Origin of the sequence: Pantoea sp. ANP04 (assembly GCF_041982285.1) — a bacterium.
Lineage (GTDB): Bacteria > Pseudomonadota > Gammaproteobacteria > Enterobacterales > Enterobacteriaceae > Pantoea > Pantoea eucalypti.
This window is the reverse complement of record NZ_JAUTYS010000009.1, coordinates 113,875-128,695: the sequence shown is the minus strand read 5'-3', so window position 1 is coordinate 128,695 and position 14,821 is coordinate 113,875. Positions and strand designations below refer to the sequence as shown.

Sequence of the window (14,821 nt, the reverse complement as noted above, 5' to 3'; positions counted from 1 at the left end):
GGCGCAGGGGGCAAGGTCAGATCGGAAAGTCGCAAAAGTCGCCATCCATGGCGCGGGACGCTTTCCTCCTCTGGCCGTATTCCCTTCGCCTCCTAAGCTTTTGAGTTGCTGAATGGTTCACCCGCATTTAAGTTTCTAAGCAACCTCCAACCCGCATAACCATTCTTACAGACAACTCAGAAATTCATAGCGATGGGAGCCTGTGCCTGTAGCAAAGCATCGCGGGCCATGGATGGCCCGCGCTGAGCCGCCATGGATGGCGCTTTTGCGTCTTTGCGAAAGGCACAGGCTCCCTGAGCAAGTGCGTGATCGCACAGACGCCCTACAGCTCACACCCACTTCTTCAAAGAGATGCAAGCCAGCACACGATGCCACTGACGTCACAAACCACGCCTTCATTCAGACGGCTCACAAATTTGGAACGATGCAGCGCTGCTCCTGCCAGAAAACAAAAAACCCGGCATTAGCCGGGTTTATATCACTGCATTCATGCTGAAAACTCAGCCAATCCCGCTTAATCGCGGAAGTTTTTAAACTGGAACGGCTGGCCCAGATTACTGCCGCGCACGATCGCCATCGCGCCCTGCAAATCATCACGTGCTTTGCCGGTCACACGCAATGCTTCACCCTGAATCTGGGTCTGCACTTTCAGCTTGCTGTCTTTAATCAGCTTCACCAGCTTCTTCGCGACGTCGCTTTCAATGCCTTTCTTCAGTTTGGCATCGACCGCCCAGCTTTTGCCGCTATGCTCAATCTCTTCGGGCACCTCTAAGGCGCCGCCTTCAATCCCGCGCTTCAGTAACTTCTCACGCAAAATATCGACCAGCTGCTTAACCTGAAAATCAGACTCGCTGATGATCTTGATGGTTTCATTCTTTTCGTTGAGCTCAAACTCGGCGCTCACGTTGCGGAAATCGAAGCGGGTAGACACTTCACGGTTGGCATTCTCCACCGCATTGCGAATTTCCTGCAGATCGACCTCTGAAACGATATCGAAAGATGGCATCTCTTCTTCTCCTGACGCTAAAGTGACATGCATAATACGCGTCTTAAGGTGCTAAATAAAATCAGGCTGCACACAACGCTATAATGAAAGTGTGACAATGAATAATAGATGGATAGCCCGCCAGCGGGAGGCAGCATGAAAATTACCGTGTTAGGTTGCGGTGCGCTGGGACAGGTCTGGCTGACAGCACTGGCCCGCCAGGGACATGAGGTACAGGGATGGTTGCGGGTGCCACAGCCCTACTGTTCAGCCAATGTGGTTGACCCACAAGGCAACATATCGAACCGCACGTTTATTGCCAATGATCCGCTCTTTCTGGCGGAAAGCCAGCTGCTGCTCGTGACGCTCAAAGCCCCGCAGGTCTCGCCTGCGGTGAAAAACCTGGAGAGCGTGCTGCAGAAGAACTGCCCGGTGCTGCTGCTGCACAACGGCATGGGGACGCTTGAAGAGCTGAAAGGGCTGACTCAGCCACTGCTGCGCGGCGTCACTACCCATGCGGCGATGCGCGATGGCACCGTCATCAAACACATTGCCAGTGGTATCACCCATATCGGCCCCGGCAACCGTAAAAGCGCCGCTTATAGCGATCTCGCCGATATCCTGCACCCTGCCCTGCCCGACGTTGCCTGGCATGACAATATCCGGGCCGCCTGCTGGCGCAAACTGGCCGTCAATTGCGTCATCAACCCGCTCAGCGTGGAATATGCGTGTCAGAACGGTGCACTGCGTGCTTATCCGGAACAGATCGCGCAACTGTGTGAAGAGATCAGTTGGGTCATGGAGCGCGAAGGCCAGAGCATAGCCAGTGAAAGCCTTCAGGACATCATCTTCGACGTGATTGAAAGCACTGCGGCCAACACCTCTTCAATGCTGCAGGATGTTCGCGCGCAACGGCTCACCGAAATCGACTATATCAGCGGCTTTCTGCTGCGCCGCGCCCGGACGCACGGCCTGGTGCTGACGGAGAACACCCGTCTGTATGACATTGTAAAACGCAAGGAGTCCCATTATGACCGCGAACGCATCGGTGCTGGTTTGCCTGGCACATGGCAGTGAAGAAACCGAAGCTGTCACCACTATCGACCTGCTGGTTCGGGCCGGGCTAGACGTTGTTACCGCCAGCGTCGAAAGCGATGGCAGCCGGGAGATCGTCTGCTCTCGCGGTGTGCGTCTGCTGGCTGACGTCACACTGGTTGAAGTCGCCGACAATGACTTCGCCGCCATCGTCCTGCCTGGTGGCCTTAAAGGGGCTGAGACTTTCCGTGACAGTCCGCTGTTAGTCGAAACGGTGCGTCAGTTTCATCTCAATGAGAAAATTGTCGCCGCGATATGCGCAGCGGCAGGCACCGTATTGATCCCCCACGATCTCTTCCCGGTCGGTAACATGACCGGATTCCCGGGCTTAAAAGAGACCATTCCGGCAGATAAGTGGATGGAGCGCCGTGTCGTCTGGGATCCGCGCGTTAATCTGCTGACCAGTCAGGGACCCGGCACGGCAATGGATTTTGCGCTGAAGCTGATTGATCTGCTGGTGGGAAAAGAGATGGCGCGCGAGGTTGCCGCACAGCTGGTGCTGGCTCCCGGCATTTATGACTATCAGGCTTAAATACTAAGGCTTAAAACGAGAAAGCCAGTCAGTCCTGAACAGGTGCTGACTGGCTCTGAAACGTGACTACGGGCGGTAAACTTTAACGTTCTTAAAGCCCTGCTCATGCAGATAGAGCGCCTGAAGACGGCTCATCACACCGCGATCGCAATAGAGTAGCCAGGTGCGATTCTGATCGAGATCGCCAAACTGCGTACTGAGTTTATAGAACGGCAGCGATTTCACTTCCGTCGCGTTTAGCGTCAGAGGCTTCTCTTCCTGCTCATCGATAGATCGGATATCCAGCACCACATCGTTCTCACTCAGCAAGGCGACGGTCTCAACTTCCACCACCTCCTCTTCTGTCTGCTCAGCGATGGTGCGGATATCGACGTTGGTCGCTTCTTCGATAACCCGATCGAGAATCGTGAAGTCGAAATTCTGCTCTTCCGCCTCAATCTTCGCTTTCACCGCCTTCACGGTCGGGCTTTTTGAGATCACGCCGCAATATTCCGGCATGGTGCTGGCGAAATCTTCGGTGCCGATTTCACGGGCAATTCGGATAATGTGCTCTTTGTCATGAGAGATCAGCGGACGCAGAATCAGCGTATCCGACGCGTTATCGATCAGACGCAGGTTGGTCAGCGTCTGGCTCGACACCTGGCCTACCGCTTCACCGGTGACCAGTGCCTGTACGCCGTAGCGCTCAGCAATCGTCGAGGCAGCCCGCACCATCATGCGTTTCAGCACTACGCCCATCTGGCCGTCATCCACTTTCTCGAGGATCTCACCGACGACCGGCTCAAAATTGATCGCTACAAAGCGTACGCGGTGTGAGCGACCAAAACGATTCCACAGATAGTGCGCAACCTGACGGACGCCAATCTCATGGGCGGCTCCACCAAGGTTAAAGAAGCAGTAATGCACACGGCTGCCGCGACGCAGCAGCATATAGCTGGAGACGCCAGAGTCGAAACCGCCGGAAATCAGCGACAGCACATCTTCCTGCGTGCCAATCGGGAAGCCACCCAGGCCTTCGTAGCGCGCAGTCACCAGCGTCAGACGATTCTCTTCAACTTCCAGATTCACCGTCACGTCCGGATTTTTAAGCTGCACGCGGGCGCTTTCGATATGCTGGTTCAGACCGCCGCCTACATAACGCTCCACATCCTGCGAACTGAAGCTATGCTTGCCACGACGCTTAACACGCACACAGAAACTCTTTCCTTCCAGACTGTCGCGATACTGCGCTAACGTCTGTTCAAAGATGTGATGAATATCCGTGTACTCGCGATCTTCGACCGCTAAAACGTGATGAATACCGGGAATGCGGGCGAGCTCATCGGGAATAATATCCGCCAGCGCTGCATTTTTTGACCGCACTTCAATGTGATCCCAGTAGCGCACAACGGCGATATCGTCGCTGACGGTTTTCAGGACGTTGCGAATATTGCTGGCAAGAATCTTGATAAAACGCAAACGCACCGACGGACTCTTGATGGTGATTTCAGGAAATAACTTGATGATAAACTTCATGGCGACACAGCTTCGTTGGGCAAATAAGTGCTAAAACAGGCGGCACTTAGCTGGTAAAATCACAAAATTGCGGGCTGCAAGGCGCAACCGCATCCGAGGCGCGGGAGTATATCACCTTTGTCAGGTGACTGCTTCTTCATCAGCCGCCGCATTGATTATTTTGCTAATCATTGGGTCTCAGCTACCATGACCGATTGCGAGATAATGTCCCAACCGTGAGTCGACACGAAATATGCCGAAAAAAGCCGAACAGCCAGCCAGCTTTGAAACGTCATTGCAGCAGCTGGAGCAGATTGTCAGCCGTCTGGAAAGTGGTGAACTACCGCTTGAAGAAGCCCTGAACGAATTTGAGCGCGGCGTGCAGCTGGCGCGAAATGGCCAGCAGACGCTGCAGCAGGCTGAACAGCGGGTTCGTATTCTGCTGAACGATGATAAAGAGGCCGACCTCACCGCTTTCACGCCGGAAAACGACTAATGGATTTCGCCCGATTACTCGACGTTTATCAGCAGCAGGTGAACGCTGCCCTGACGCGTTTTATAGAGCCACTTCCTTTTCAGAGTTCTCCTCTGGTGAATGCCATGCATTATGGGGCATTATTAGGCGGTAAACGCCTGCGTCCTTTTCTGGTCTACGCTACCGGTGAAATGCTCCACGCCGACCCGGCGAGTCTGGATGCGCCCGCCGCCGCGGTTGAATGCATCCATGCGTACTCTCTGATACATGACGATCTCCCTGCGATGGACGATGACGCACTGCGTCGCGGGCAGCCAACCTGTCACATTAAATATGGCGAAGATACGGCGATTCTGGCGGGCGACGCCCTGCAGACGCTGGCCTTCTCTATCCTGGCAGATGAAGCGATGCCGGGTGTCAGTGCCGAATACCGTCTGATGATGCTCTCCGAACTGGCTAAGGCCAGCGGCGTAGCCGGGATGTGTGGCGGACAGGCGCTGGATTTAGCGGCGGAAGGCAAATCTGTCGATCTGGACCAGCTTGAACAGATCCACCGCCACAAAACCGGCGCGCTGATCCGCTCAGCAGTCCGTTTAGGTGCCTTAACGGCAGGCGATGCGGGCCGTGAAGCGCTGCCGCTGCTTGACCGCTATGCTGAGGCTATTGGTCTCGCGTTTCAGGTGCAGGACGACATTCTCGATGTCGTAGGCGATACGGCCGTGATCGGAAAACGCCAGGGTGCCGATCAGGATCTGGGAAAAAGCACCTATCCTTCATTGTTAGGCCTTGAAAATGCCCGTGCAAAAGCACGGGATTTGTATCAGGAAGCTCTTGATGCTTTAGAATTGCTCGCTGCGCACTCTTATAACACTACAGCACTGCAGGCGCTGGCGAGCTTCATAATTGAACGCGACAAATAACTTCCATAATGAGTCTCTGATGAGTTTTGATATTGCTAAATACCCGACACTGGCGCTGGCAAACACGGTTCAGGAGCTGCGCGCCCTGCCCAAAGAGAAGTTGCCTGCGCTGTGTGATGAACTGCGTCAGTATCTGTTAGACAGTGTAAGCCGCTCCAGCGGCCATTTTGCGTCAGGTCTGGGCGTAGTCGAACTGACGGTCGCGCTGCATTATGTCTATAACACCCCCTTTGACCATCTGGTGTGGGATGTGGGTCATCAGGCTTATCCGCATAAAATTCTGACCGGGCGCCGCGATCGCATCGGCACCATTCGTCAGAAAAATGGCGTGCACCCGTTTCCGTGGCGCGGTGAAAGTGAATATGACGTCTTAAGCGTTGGACACTCATCGACCTCGATCAGTGCCGGTCTCGGCATGGCCGCGGCGGCTGAACGTGAAGGCCAGGGCCGTCGCACCGCCTGTATTATCGGCGATGGCGCCATCACCGCGGGCATGGCGTTTGAAGCGATGAACCATGCCGGTGATATCAAGCCGGATATGCTAGTCATCCTCAACGACAACGAGATGTCGATCTCTGAAAACGTCGGTGCGCTGAATAACCGCCTGGCGCAAATCCTGTCAGGTAAAACCTACGCACGACTGCGCGAAGGCAGCAAGCGTGTGCTGACCAGCCTGCCGCCGATTAAAGAGCTGGTAAGACGCACCGAAGAACACCTCAAAGGCATGGTCGTGCCGGGTACGCTGTTTGAAGAGCTGGGCTTTAACTACATCGGCCCGGTTGACGGCCATGATGTGCTGACGCTGGTCAATACGCTGAGCAACATGCGCAGCCTGAAAGGGCCGCAGTTCCTGCATATCATGACGAAGAAAGGCAAAGGCTACGCGCCGGCAGAGGAAGATCCGATTGCCTGGCACGCCGTGCCTAAATTTGACCCGGCGATTGGCGAACTGCCAAAAAGTGCGGAAGGTCTGCCGAGCTACTCCAAAATCTTTGGTAACTGGCTGTGCGAAATGGCTGCCGATGATCCGAAGCTGATGGCGATTACCCCGGCGATGCGTGAAGGCTCCGGCATGGTGGCCTTCTCCCGTGAGTTCCCTAAACAGTATTTTGATGTGGCAATCGCCGAGCAGCATGCGGTGACCTTCGCAGCGGGTATGGCGATTGGCGGCTACAAACCGATTGTTGCCATCTACTCGACGTTCCTGCAGCGTGCCTATGATCAGCTGATTCACGACGTCGCCATCCAGAAACTGCCGGTCCTGTTTGCCATTGATCGCGGTGGTATTGTGGGTGCGGACGGTCAGACTCACCAGGGCGCGTTTGATCTCGCCTATCTGCGCTGTGTGCCGGATATGGTGATCATGACCCCAAGCGATGAGAATGAGTGTCGGCAGATGCTCTACACCGGCTATCACTATCAGGCTGGCCCAAGTGCAGTGCGCTATCCGCGCGGCACCGGTGTCGGTACACCGCTGGCACCCCTGCAGAGCCTGCCGCTGGGTAAAGCGGTCGTGAAACGCCAGGGTGAAAAGCTGGCAATTCTGAACTTCGGCACTCTGTTGCCAGAAGCCGCCGCCACAGCGGAAGCACTGAATGCGACCCTGGTCGATATGCGCTTTGTAAAGCCGCTGGATGAAGCGCTGATTGCTGAGCTCGCTGCCACGCACGACTCACTGATTACGCTGGAAGAAGGCGCAATCAAAGGCGGTGCAGGCAGTGGCGTGAATGAATTTATCATGGCGAAACGTCTGGCTGTTCCGGTGCTGAACATCGGTCTGCCGGATGAATTTATCCCACAGGGTACGCAGGATGAAGTACGTCATGACTATCTGCTTGACGCGGAAGGCATTCAGCAACAGATCGCCCGCTGGCTGGCGCAGTAACCTCCCTTCTCTGCGCTCCCCCTCAGGGAGCGCAACATCCTGCTATGCTGTAACCTTTGCACTTTCGCAGGAGCCTTCACCATGAATACGATTCAACTCGGTAGCACCGATCTGCAGGTGTCTCGTCTCTGTCTCGGTTGTATGACCTATGGCGAGCCAACGCGTGGCAACCACGCCTGGACGCTGCCAGAAGCAAGCAGCCGTCCACTGATTCAGCAGGCACTGGATGCAGGTATCAACTTCTTCGATACGGCTAACAGCTACTCTGATGGCAGCAGCGAAGAGATTCTGGGCCGGGCACTAAAAGATTTTGCCCGCCGTGAAGAGGTTGTTGTCGCCACCAAAGTCTATTTCCCCCTGACTAATCTTTCACAGGGCCTGTCGCGCAAGAATATCCTGCAATCCATTGATGACAGCCTCCAGCGCCTCGGCATGGAGTATGTCGATCTGCTGCAGATTCACCGCTGGGACTACAACACCCCGCTGGAGGAGACGCTGGAAGCGCTGCATGACGTCGTGCAGTCTGGCAAAGCCCGCTACATCGGTGCCTCGTCAATGCACGCCAGCCAGTTTGCTCAGGCGTTGCAGATGCAGTCTGAACAGGGCTGGCACCGCTTTGTCAGCATGCAGGATCAGTACAACCTGATTCAGCGCGAAGAGGAACGGGAAATGCATCCTCTCTGTCTGAAGGAGCAGATCGCCGTGCTGCCTTGGAGTCCGCTGGCGCGCGGCAAGCTGACCCGCCCGTGGGGTGAAAACACCGCGCGCTCTGCCTCTGACCAGGTAATGGCAAAGCTTTATGACAACACCGAAGAGAACGATGCCGCGATTGCAGAACGACTGGCGCTGGTGGCGGAAGGTAAAGGCGTAACGCGGGCGCAGGTGGCCCTGGCCTGGCTGCTGAGCAAACCTGCCGTCACGGCACCGATTATTGGCGCGTCCCGTGCTGAGCAGTTTGACGATCTGGTTAAGGCGGTGGATGTCACGCTGAGTGACGAGGAAATTACCCTGCTGGAAGAGGTCTATCAGCCACATCAGGCGGTAGGATTCGAGTAAACCTGACGTGACGCCTTTCCCGGGCGTCACCTATTATCAGGCGTTTAGCATGGCGGTTAAGCCGCCAGCCAGACCCCGATTCCATAGAGCATGGCAGCGGAAATCACGCCAGCAATAATGTCATCAACCATAATGCCCATGCCGCCATGCACATTGCGGTCAAACCAGCGAATCGGCCATGGCTTCCACATATCAAGAATACGGAACAGCACAAAGCCCCCCAGCACCCATTGCCAGCTGTTGACCGGAATCGCCATCAGCGTAATCCACATGCCGATAAACTCATCCCAGACAATACTGCCGTGATCGTGTACGCCCATATCTTTGGCGGTGCGATGGCAGAGATAAACGCCGACGCAGATACCCACCAGCACCACCAGCGAATAGAGATCCTGCGGCAGGAAAGTCATCAGCCACCAGAATGGGATGGCCGCCAGCGATCCCATGGTGCCCGGCACAACCGGGCTTAATCCGCTGCCGAAACCGGTCGCCAGCAAATGCCAGGGATTGCTCATCCGCAGGCGACGTTTGGCCACGTCGTTATTTAGCATCAAAGTGATCAAACCCTTTGTGACGGAAGGTGGCGGGCTTGCCATTATCCAGCAGCGTCAAGCCTTCCGACTCCGGTGCTATTTGTCCGATGCAGGTATAAGGCACGCCCAGATGCCCCAGCGCCACATCCAGCGCGCCGCGATTAACCTCTGGCACAGTGAAGCAGAGTTCATAGTCTTCGCCGCCACTCAGCGCCCAGCGCAGTACCTGCTCAGGCTCGAAGTGGTCGCGCAGGGCCGCCGACAGTGGCAACGCATCCAGGTTAAGCCGCGCGCCGCAGCCGCTGGCTTTCAGCACATGGCCGAGATCGGAAATCAGACCGTCGGAAATATCCACCGCAGAGGAAGCCAGCGAACGCAGTGCCTGACCCTGCAGAATGCGCGGCATCGGACGCAGATGACGTTTAATCAGCGCTTCATGCACTGCCGGATCGCTGATGCGACAGTGATGCTGCAGCAACGCCAGACCCGCCGCGCTGTCACCCAGCGTACCGGTCACGAAGATCCAGTCGCCCGGCTTCGCGCCGGATCGTTTCAGGGCGCGGCCCTGCGGCAAAAGACCGTGAATCGCCAGCGTCAGACTCAGCGGGCCACGCGTAGTGTCACCACCCACCAGCTGCATATCGTAATATTCCAGCAGTTCAAACAGGCTTTCACTAAAGGCCGAGAGCCAGCTTTCATCGACCTGCGGCAACGTTAAGGCCAGCGTCAGCCAGGCGGGATCGGCGCCCATAGCAGCAAGGTCGCTGAGATTCACAGCCAGGGCTTTGTAACCCAGATCGGCAGGATGAATATCCCGTAAGAAGTGCACACCCGCGACCAGGGTATCGGTGCTGATCGCCAGCGTCTGTTTTTCCGGCACGCTAAGTAACGCACAATCGTCACCGATGCCGAGTTCGACATCACGGCGGCTGCGTGTTCTGCGGTTGAAGTAGCGTGCGATGAGTTCAAATTCACCACAAGACATAATTGCGTTCCGCTTAACCCTTAATGAAAAAAGGCCGGCAAGCCGGCCTTTTTGTTTATTTGCGAGTGGGTCGAATTTGTGGACCGGCTTTATCCAGCACGCCGTTAACAAATTTATGACTGTCTTCGGCACCGAAGACTTTCGCCAGCTCAATCCCTTCGTTGATGGCCACTTTATAAGGCACATCGTTACGTTTGCTCAGCTCATACAGCGAGATGCGCAGGATAGCTTTTTCTACCTGGCCCAGCTCTTCGAGCTGACGCGACAGATAGGGCTTCATCAGTCCATCCAGATACGCACTGTTGGTCGCCACACCGGACAGCAGTTCGCGGAAGTAGGTAATGTCGACGTCTTTGACGTCCTGTTCCGCCAGAAACTGGTATTCCACATCGGCAATGTCGTTATTCGACAACTGCCAGGAGTAAAGCGCCTGAACAGCGCACTCACGGGCGCGACGACGAGCAGCAGGTTTCACAAAATTCCCCTTACAAAAATCAGGCTTTAATGGCTTTCAATACGTTGATCATTTCGAGCGCAGTCAGAGCCGCTTCAGCACCTTTGTTACCCGCTTTGGTGCCGGCACGCTCAATGGCCTGCTCGATGCTTTCAGTGGTCAGCACGCCAAACGCGACAGGAATATCGCTGTTCATGGCAACGCTGGCGATACCGGAGCTGGCTTCACCCGCCACATATTCGAAGTGGGCAGTGCCTCCACGAATGACGGTGCCGAGTGCGATAATCGCATCATATTTGCCGGAGTTAGCCAGCGCACGGGCTGCCAGAGGCAGTTCGTAGGCACCTGGCACCCAGACTACGGTGATATTGTCATCTTTGACCTGGCCGATACGTTTCAGGGCATCAACTGCGCCATCCAGCAGGCTGTCATTAATGAAGTTGTTAAAACGCGCAATAACGATGGCAACATTGGCCTCAGGCGTTGCAACAGCAGCTTCGATAACTTTCATACTTATCCTTTCAGGGGTTTGGTTAGCCCCGCGCAGGGGGGCGGATTCTATCATACTCTTGGGCGGCGTGCTCTCGCTTTTCCGACCGTGTTATTGGGGTGTCAGGGTCAGGCGTAAATCGTCACCGACCTGCCGGACGTCGCTGAAACGGAAGGCAGGCGCGTCAGCGAGCGAGCTGAGCCCCGGCAGCTGACACAGGCCACGTCCTTCATGACCCAACAGCTTAGGTGCCAGATAAACAATCAGTTCATCGACCAGCCCGGCCTGCAACAGCGCCCCGGCCAGTGAGGCACCCGCTTCAACCCAGACGCTGTTAATCTGTTTCTGTCCCAGCAGCATCATCATCGCCACCAGATCCAGCTGCTGTTCGCGCAGCGGCACGGCAATCTGCGTCACCTCAGCGGGCCAGTGTTGCTGATCCGGCTGATGACGCATCAGCCAGGTTTCGCCCGGCTGAGAAATGAGCCGATGTTGCGGCGTGACGCGATTCTGACTGTCAACAATCACCCGCACCGGCTGACGCAGTTGCTGTTCATCAAGCAGTGACTGGCTCTCCGGATCAAGTTCAGACCAGCGCACCGTCAGCGAGGGATCGTCCGCCAGCACCGTAGCGCTGCTGCTGAGGATGGCGGCGCTTTGCGCACGCAGACGCTGGACATCCCGGCGGGCCGCAGCCGACGTTATCCACTGGCTTTCACCGCTGGCCATTGCCGTGCGGCCATCCAGTGACGCGCCCAGCTTGAGCTGAATCCAGGGAAAGCCGGTGCGCATCCGCTTGAGGAAGCCGCGATTCAGCGCTTCCGCTTCCGGCATCATCAGGCCGTGGCTGACCGCAATGCCTGACTGATGCAGACGGTGCAGCCCGCGTCCTGCGACCTGCGGATTGGGGTCCTGCATCGCAGCCACAACACGGCTAACGCCAGCAGCAATCAGCGCATCACAACAGGGCGGTGTGCGACCATGATGGCTGCAGGGCTCCAGCGTGACATAGGCGGTTGCACCACGGGCTTTTTCGCCCGCCATGCGCAGGGCGTGAACTTCGGCATGCGGTTCACCGGCACGCTGATGCCAGCCCTCGCCTGCTACTTCGCCATCGCGCACAATCACGCAGCCGACATTGGGGTTCGGCATGGTCGTAAAACGACCGCGTCGCGCCAGTTCCAGCGCGCGCGCCATGTAAAGTTCATCCATGGTTTAATCCTGTAACCGGGCGATCTCTTCGCCAAAATCACGAATATCTTCAAAGCTGCGGTAAACTGAGGCGAAGCGAATATAGGCCACTTTGTCGAGCTTCTTCAGCTCATCCATCACCAGATTGCCAATCAGTTTACTGGGGATCTCACGTTCGCCAGTCGCGCGCAACTGCGTTTTAATATGGTTCACAGCGCTTTCAACCGCATCGGCACTCACCGGACGTTTCTCAAGCGCTTTCATCATCCCGCTGGCCATTTTGTCTTCATTAAAAGGCTCGCGCACATCATTGCTCTTCACCACGCGTGGCATCACCAGTTCCGCCACCTCAAAGGTGGTGAAGCGTTCATGACACACCAGGCACTGGCGGCGGCGACGCACCGAAGAGCCTTCACTAACCAGACGAGAATCAATCACTTTGGTGTCCACAGCGGAGCAGAATGGGCAATGCATGACGTTTCCTGACGCGAGAGTGATGGGTCTGACAGTGTAGCGCGAACTGCGAATCAACAAAATCTCTTCCGTGCCTTTACCGGGCTTCTCATCGCAGGATAAACGCGGCTAAATTTCGTCTGCGGCAAAAGGGACTACGCTTTAAGAGCTGCAAGTAAAATTTTCCACTAACACTCTGGAGGTTGTATGGGTCTGTTTAACTTTGTGAAAGAAGCCGGTGAAAAACTCTGGGACGCGGTAAACGGCGGAGATGACCAGAATAAAAAGCTGCAGGATCACATTAACAAGCTCGGCTTGCCTGACAGCGATAAGGTCGACGTCAAGGTCAATGGCGACACCGTGACCGTGACCGGTGATGGCCTGTCCCAGGAGCTGAAAGAAAAGATTCTGATTGCTGCAGGTAACGTTGCAGGCATCACGAAAGTTGAAGACAAGGTGACCGTGACAGATACCGCGGTCGAGTCAGAGCTGTACACCGTGAAAAAAGGCGATACGCTGAGCGCGATTTCCAAACAGGTTTACGGCAACGCTAACGAATATAACAAGATTTTCGAAGCGAATAAGCCAATGCTCTCGCATCCTGATAAGATCTATCCTGGCCAGGTTTTACGTATTCCAAAATAACGGACAAGGATAACTTATGAGCAGGATGGTTTGGATTCCGGTGGCGCTCTCTCTGGTAACGCTGAGCGGCTGCAGCACCACGGCAGGCAATCCGCAGGTCAAAGAGCTGCATCAGGAAGTGAGTCAGCTAAATCAGCAGATGCAGCACCTGACCACGCAGGCCAGTGCACTGGAAATCCAGGGACAGCTTAACAGTCAGTTGCAACAAGGCGCATGGCTGGTGCCGCAGGCGAAAACGCCAGTGGCTCTGCAAACCCAGCTCGGCACACTGCGACTGACGCTGTCGCCTGTGACCGCTGAAGCCAGCGGCTCGCGGGCAACCCTGACTGTGCGTTCAATGGACGACCGGCCTCTGCCCGCCCTGCATGCGACGGTGATCTGGGGTGAGCTCGACCCAGCGACCGGTAAACCGCTAAACAGCGACAGTCTGAGCCAGACCGTCACGGTGCCGGCCTCGTTGCTGCCCCAGCATTCGACCAGCATCCCGCTGCGGCTCAGTGGCCTGACACCGGAGCAATTGGGTTATGTCCGCGTGCACAACGTAACCGGGGATGCGCCGACTCAGACTTCCCCTGCCGCACCCGCTAACCCATAGCCGCGGTGCAAAAAAAACGGGCAGCCTGTTGGCTGCCCGTTTTTATTTCTGTCGCGTGATTAAGGCAGGATAGAAGGCTGATCGGCGCCCTCTTTCTCGACTTTCTGCACCATCATATGTTCACGCTTCATGCCCAGCTTCAGCGCCAGCGCCGAAGAGACATAAATGGATGAAATCGTACCAATCGTCACACCAATCAGCATGGTCAGTGAGAAGCCTTTCAGCAACGCACCACCAAACACGAACAGGATGAGGATCATCGCCAGCGTCGTCAGCGAGGTAATCAGGGTACGGCTTAACGTCTGTGTCAGTGACACGTTCGTAATATCGTAAGAGCTGCCGCGACGGATCTTACGGAAGTTTTCACGAATACGGTCAGAGACCACAATTTTATCGTTAAGCGAGTAGCCAATCACCGACATCAGCGAGGCAACAATTGTCAGGTCGATTTCAATGCGGAACAGCGCCAGCAGGCCGCAGGTGATGATCACGTCATGCGCCAGCGCCAGCACGGTACCCAGCGCCAGACGCCACTCAAAGCGGAAACCGATATAGATCAGAATCGCAATCAGTGCAGACAGCAGCGCCATCGCACCCGCCTGCGCCAGGTCGCTACCCACACTCGGGCCAACGAACTCAATGCGCTTAACGGTCGCGTTTTGCTGGGTAGTCTGGTTAATCACCGACACCACTTTATTGCCTAACTCAGTACCCGCTGGGCCGGTCACCGGTGCCATACGCACCATGACGTCACGGCTGCTGCCAAAGTTCTGCACCAGCGGCTCGTCAAAGCCCGCTTTCACCAGATCACCACGCAGGACTTCAAGGTCGGCCGGTTTTTCCAGCGCGATCTCAATCACCGTACCACCGGTGAAATCGAGGCCCCAGTTAAAACCACGCACACCCACGATCGCAATCGCGGCAAGAATCAGCAGTCCTGAAATGATGAAGGCCAGCTTATCCCAGCGCATAAAGTCGACGACTTTACGCCCGTGGTTTAACTGCTCAATGTTATATTCCTGTGCCACAACGC

17 protein-coding genes are annotated in these 14,821 nt (G+C 55.9%); 8 read left to right on the top strand and 9 right to left on the bottom strand.

The features are described 5' to 3' along the window. Window positions 1-514 precede the first annotated feature (514 nt). Window positions 515-1,006, bottom strand: a complete 492-nt coding sequence (locus Q7C21_RS13700) for a YajQ family cyclic di-GMP-binding protein (protein ID WP_140033642.1) — start codon at window positions 1,004-1,006, stop codon at window positions 515-517. A gap of 135 nt (window positions 1,007-1,141) precedes the next feature. On the opposite strand from Q7C21_RS13700, the gene panE reads away from it, so the two are divergent. Beyond that, window positions 1,142-2,062, top strand: coding sequence for a 2-dehydropantoate 2-reductase (gene panE / locus Q7C21_RS13695; protein ID WP_039659075.1), 921 nt, complete (start codon window positions 1,142-1,144; stop codon window positions 2,060-2,062). Then, window positions 2,016-2,612 (top strand): protein deglycase YajL, encoded by a 597-nt coding sequence (gene yajL / locus Q7C21_RS13690; RefSeq protein WP_375150793.1) that lies wholly within the window; start codon window positions 2,016-2,018, stop codon window positions 2,610-2,612. Before panE ends, yajL begins: the two co-directional genes overlap by 47 nt. Window positions 2,613-2,678: 66 nt before the next feature. Here the strand turns inward: yajL and thiI are convergent, their stop codons facing one another. Further along, a complete protein-coding gene (thiI, locus tag Q7C21_RS13685) occupies window positions 2,679-4,127 on the bottom strand; it encodes a tRNA uracil 4-sulfurtransferase ThiI (RefSeq protein ID WP_003852525.1) in 1,449 nt (482 codons plus the stop codon). Window positions 4,128-4,359: 232 nt separating this feature from the next. Here thiI and xseB point away from each other — a divergent pair, with 232 nt between their 5' ends. From xseB to Q7C21_RS13665, 4 genes are all read left to right on the top strand, one after another. Next, a complete protein-coding gene (gene xseB, locus Q7C21_RS13680) occupies window positions 4,360-4,602 on the top strand; it encodes an exodeoxyribonuclease VII small subunit (protein ID WP_003852524.1) in 243 nt (80 codons plus the stop codon). Then, window positions 4,602-5,501: a (2E,6E)-farnesyl diphosphate synthase gene (gene ispA / locus Q7C21_RS13675; protein WP_003852522.1), complete on the top strand. Its 900-nt coding sequence runs from the start codon at window positions 4,602-4,604 to the stop codon at window positions 5,499-5,501. The genes xseB and ispA overlap by 1 nt, the downstream gene beginning before the upstream one ends. Window positions 5,502-5,520: 19 nt before the next feature. Beyond that, window positions 5,521-7,386, top strand: a complete 1,866-nt coding sequence (gene dxs, locus Q7C21_RS13670) for a 1-deoxy-D-xylulose-5-phosphate synthase (RefSeq protein ID WP_008924885.1) — start codon at window positions 5,521-5,523, stop codon at window positions 7,384-7,386. A gap of 81 nt (window positions 7,387-7,467) precedes the next feature. Further along, the gene (locus tag Q7C21_RS13665; RefSeq protein WP_078804155.1) at window positions 7,468-8,442 is read left to right on the top strand and encodes an aldo/keto reductase; all 975 of its coding nucleotides are present in this window, start codon (window positions 7,468-7,470) and stop codon (window positions 8,440-8,442) included. Window positions 8,443-8,498: 56 nt separating this feature from the next. On the opposite strand, the gene pgpA is transcribed toward Q7C21_RS13665, so the two are convergent. The 6 genes from pgpA to nrdR form a co-directional block, all read right to left on the bottom strand. Continuing rightward, complete coding sequence (pgpA, locus tag Q7C21_RS13660) at window positions 8,499-8,993, bottom strand: phosphatidylglycerophosphatase A (RefSeq protein ID WP_003852520.1); 495 nt, start codon at window positions 8,991-8,993, stop codon at window positions 8,499-8,501. Further along, window positions 8,983-9,960: a thiamine-phosphate kinase gene (gene thiL / locus Q7C21_RS13655; RefSeq protein ID WP_140916014.1), complete on the bottom strand. Its 978-nt coding sequence runs from the start codon at window positions 9,958-9,960 to the stop codon at window positions 8,983-8,985. Before thiL ends, pgpA begins: the two co-directional genes overlap by 11 nt. 55 nt (window positions 9,961-10,015) lie before the next feature. Further along, on the bottom strand, window positions 10,016-10,435 hold the full coding sequence (nusB, locus tag Q7C21_RS13650) for a transcription antitermination factor NusB (RefSeq protein ID WP_003852517.1): 420 nt from the start codon (window positions 10,433-10,435) through the stop codon (window positions 10,016-10,018). Between the two features lie 19 nt (window positions 10,436-10,454). Continuing rightward, entirely contained in the window at window positions 10,455-10,925 is a 471-nt protein-coding gene (gene ribE / locus Q7C21_RS13645; RefSeq protein ID WP_136196561.1) for a 6,7-dimethyl-8-ribityllumazine synthase, read from the bottom strand. Window positions 10,926-11,015: 90 nt separating this feature from the next. Then, window positions 11,016-12,116: a bifunctional diaminohydroxyphosphoribosylaminopyrimidine deaminase/5-amino-6-(5-phosphoribosylamino)uracil reductase RibD gene (gene ribD / locus Q7C21_RS13640; RefSeq protein WP_003852515.1), complete on the bottom strand. Its 1,101-nt coding sequence runs from the start codon at window positions 12,114-12,116 to the stop codon at window positions 11,016-11,018. Between the two features lie 3 nt (window positions 12,117-12,119). Continuing rightward, the gene (gene nrdR, locus Q7C21_RS13635; RefSeq protein WP_003852514.1) at window positions 12,120-12,569 is read right to left on the bottom strand and encodes a transcriptional regulator NrdR; all 450 of its coding nucleotides are present in this window, start codon (window positions 12,567-12,569) and stop codon (window positions 12,120-12,122) included. A gap of 186 nt (window positions 12,570-12,755) precedes the next feature. Here nrdR and lysM point away from each other — a divergent pair, with 186 nt between their 5' ends. Continuing rightward, on the top strand, window positions 12,756-13,193 hold the full coding sequence (lysM, locus tag Q7C21_RS13630) for a peptidoglycan-binding protein LysM (RefSeq protein ID WP_003852513.1): 438 nt from the start codon (window positions 12,756-12,758) through the stop codon (window positions 13,191-13,193). Window positions 13,194-13,209: 16 nt separating this feature from the next. After that, window positions 13,210-13,788, top strand: a complete 579-nt coding sequence (locus tag Q7C21_RS13625) for a DUF3251 domain-containing protein (protein ID WP_003852512.1) — start codon at window positions 13,210-13,212, stop codon at window positions 13,786-13,788. Between the two features lie 59 nt (window positions 13,789-13,847). Here Q7C21_RS13625 and secF read toward each other — a convergent pair whose 3' ends face one another. Further along, window positions 13,848-14,816, bottom strand: coding sequence for a protein translocase subunit SecF (gene secF / locus Q7C21_RS13620; RefSeq protein WP_003852511.1), 969 nt, complete (start codon window positions 14,814-14,816; stop codon window positions 13,848-13,850). Between the last annotated feature and the right edge of the window lie 5 nt (window positions 14,817-14,821).

Excerpts from the sequence above, each read along its gene's own strand:
- xseB (WP_003852524.1), top strand. The coding sequence starts at position 4,360 with ATGCCGAAAAAAGCCGAACAGCCAGCCAGCTTTGAAACGTCATTGCAG.
- Q7C21_RS13665 (WP_078804155.1), top strand. The coding sequence starts at position 7,468 with ATGAATACGATTCAACTCGGTAGCACCGATCTGCAGGTGTCTCGTCTC.
- Q7C21_RS13700 (WP_140033642.1), bottom strand. The coding sequence starts at position 1,006 with ATGCCATCTTTCGATATCGTTTCAGAGGTCGATCTGCAGGAAATTCGC.
- Q7C21_RS13625 (WP_003852512.1), top strand. The coding sequence starts at position 13,210 with ATGAGCAGGATGGTTTGGATTCCGGTGGCGCTCTCTCTGGTAACGCTG.
- ribE (WP_136196561.1), bottom strand. The coding sequence starts at position 10,925 with ATGAAAGTTATCGAAGCTGCTGTTGCAACGCCTGAGGCCAATGTTGCC.
- thiI (WP_003852525.1), bottom strand. The coding sequence starts at position 4,127 with ATGAAGTTTATCATCAAGTTATTTCCTGAAATCACCATCAAGAGTCCG.
- dxs (WP_008924885.1), top strand. The coding sequence starts at position 5,521 with ATGAGTTTTGATATTGCTAAATACCCGACACTGGCGCTGGCAAACACG.
- ispA (WP_003852522.1), top strand. The coding sequence starts at position 4,602 with ATGGATTTCGCCCGATTACTCGACGTTTATCAGCAGCAGGTGAACGCT.
- ribD (WP_003852515.1), bottom strand. The coding sequence starts at position 12,116 with ATGGATGAACTTTACATGGCGCGCGCGCTGGAACTGGCGCGACGCGGT.
- thiL (WP_140916014.1), bottom strand. The coding sequence starts at position 9,960 with ATGTCTTGTGGTGAATTTGAACTCATCGCACGCTACTTCAACCGCAGA.
- pgpA (WP_003852520.1), bottom strand. The coding sequence starts at position 8,993 with ATGCTAAATAACGACGTGGCCAAACGTCGCCTGCGGATGAGCAATCCC.
- panE (WP_039659075.1), top strand. The coding sequence starts at position 1,142 with ATGAAAATTACCGTGTTAGGTTGCGGTGCGCTGGGACAGGTCTGGCTG.
- yajL (WP_375150793.1), top strand. The coding sequence starts at position 2,016 with ATGACCGCGAACGCATCGGTGCTGGTTTGCCTGGCACATGGCAGTGAA.
- lysM (WP_003852513.1), top strand. The coding sequence starts at position 12,756 with ATGGGTCTGTTTAACTTTGTGAAAGAAGCCGGTGAAAAACTCTGGGAC.
- nrdR (WP_003852514.1), bottom strand. The coding sequence starts at position 12,569 with ATGCATTGCCCATTCTGCTCCGCTGTGGACACCAAAGTGATTGATTCT.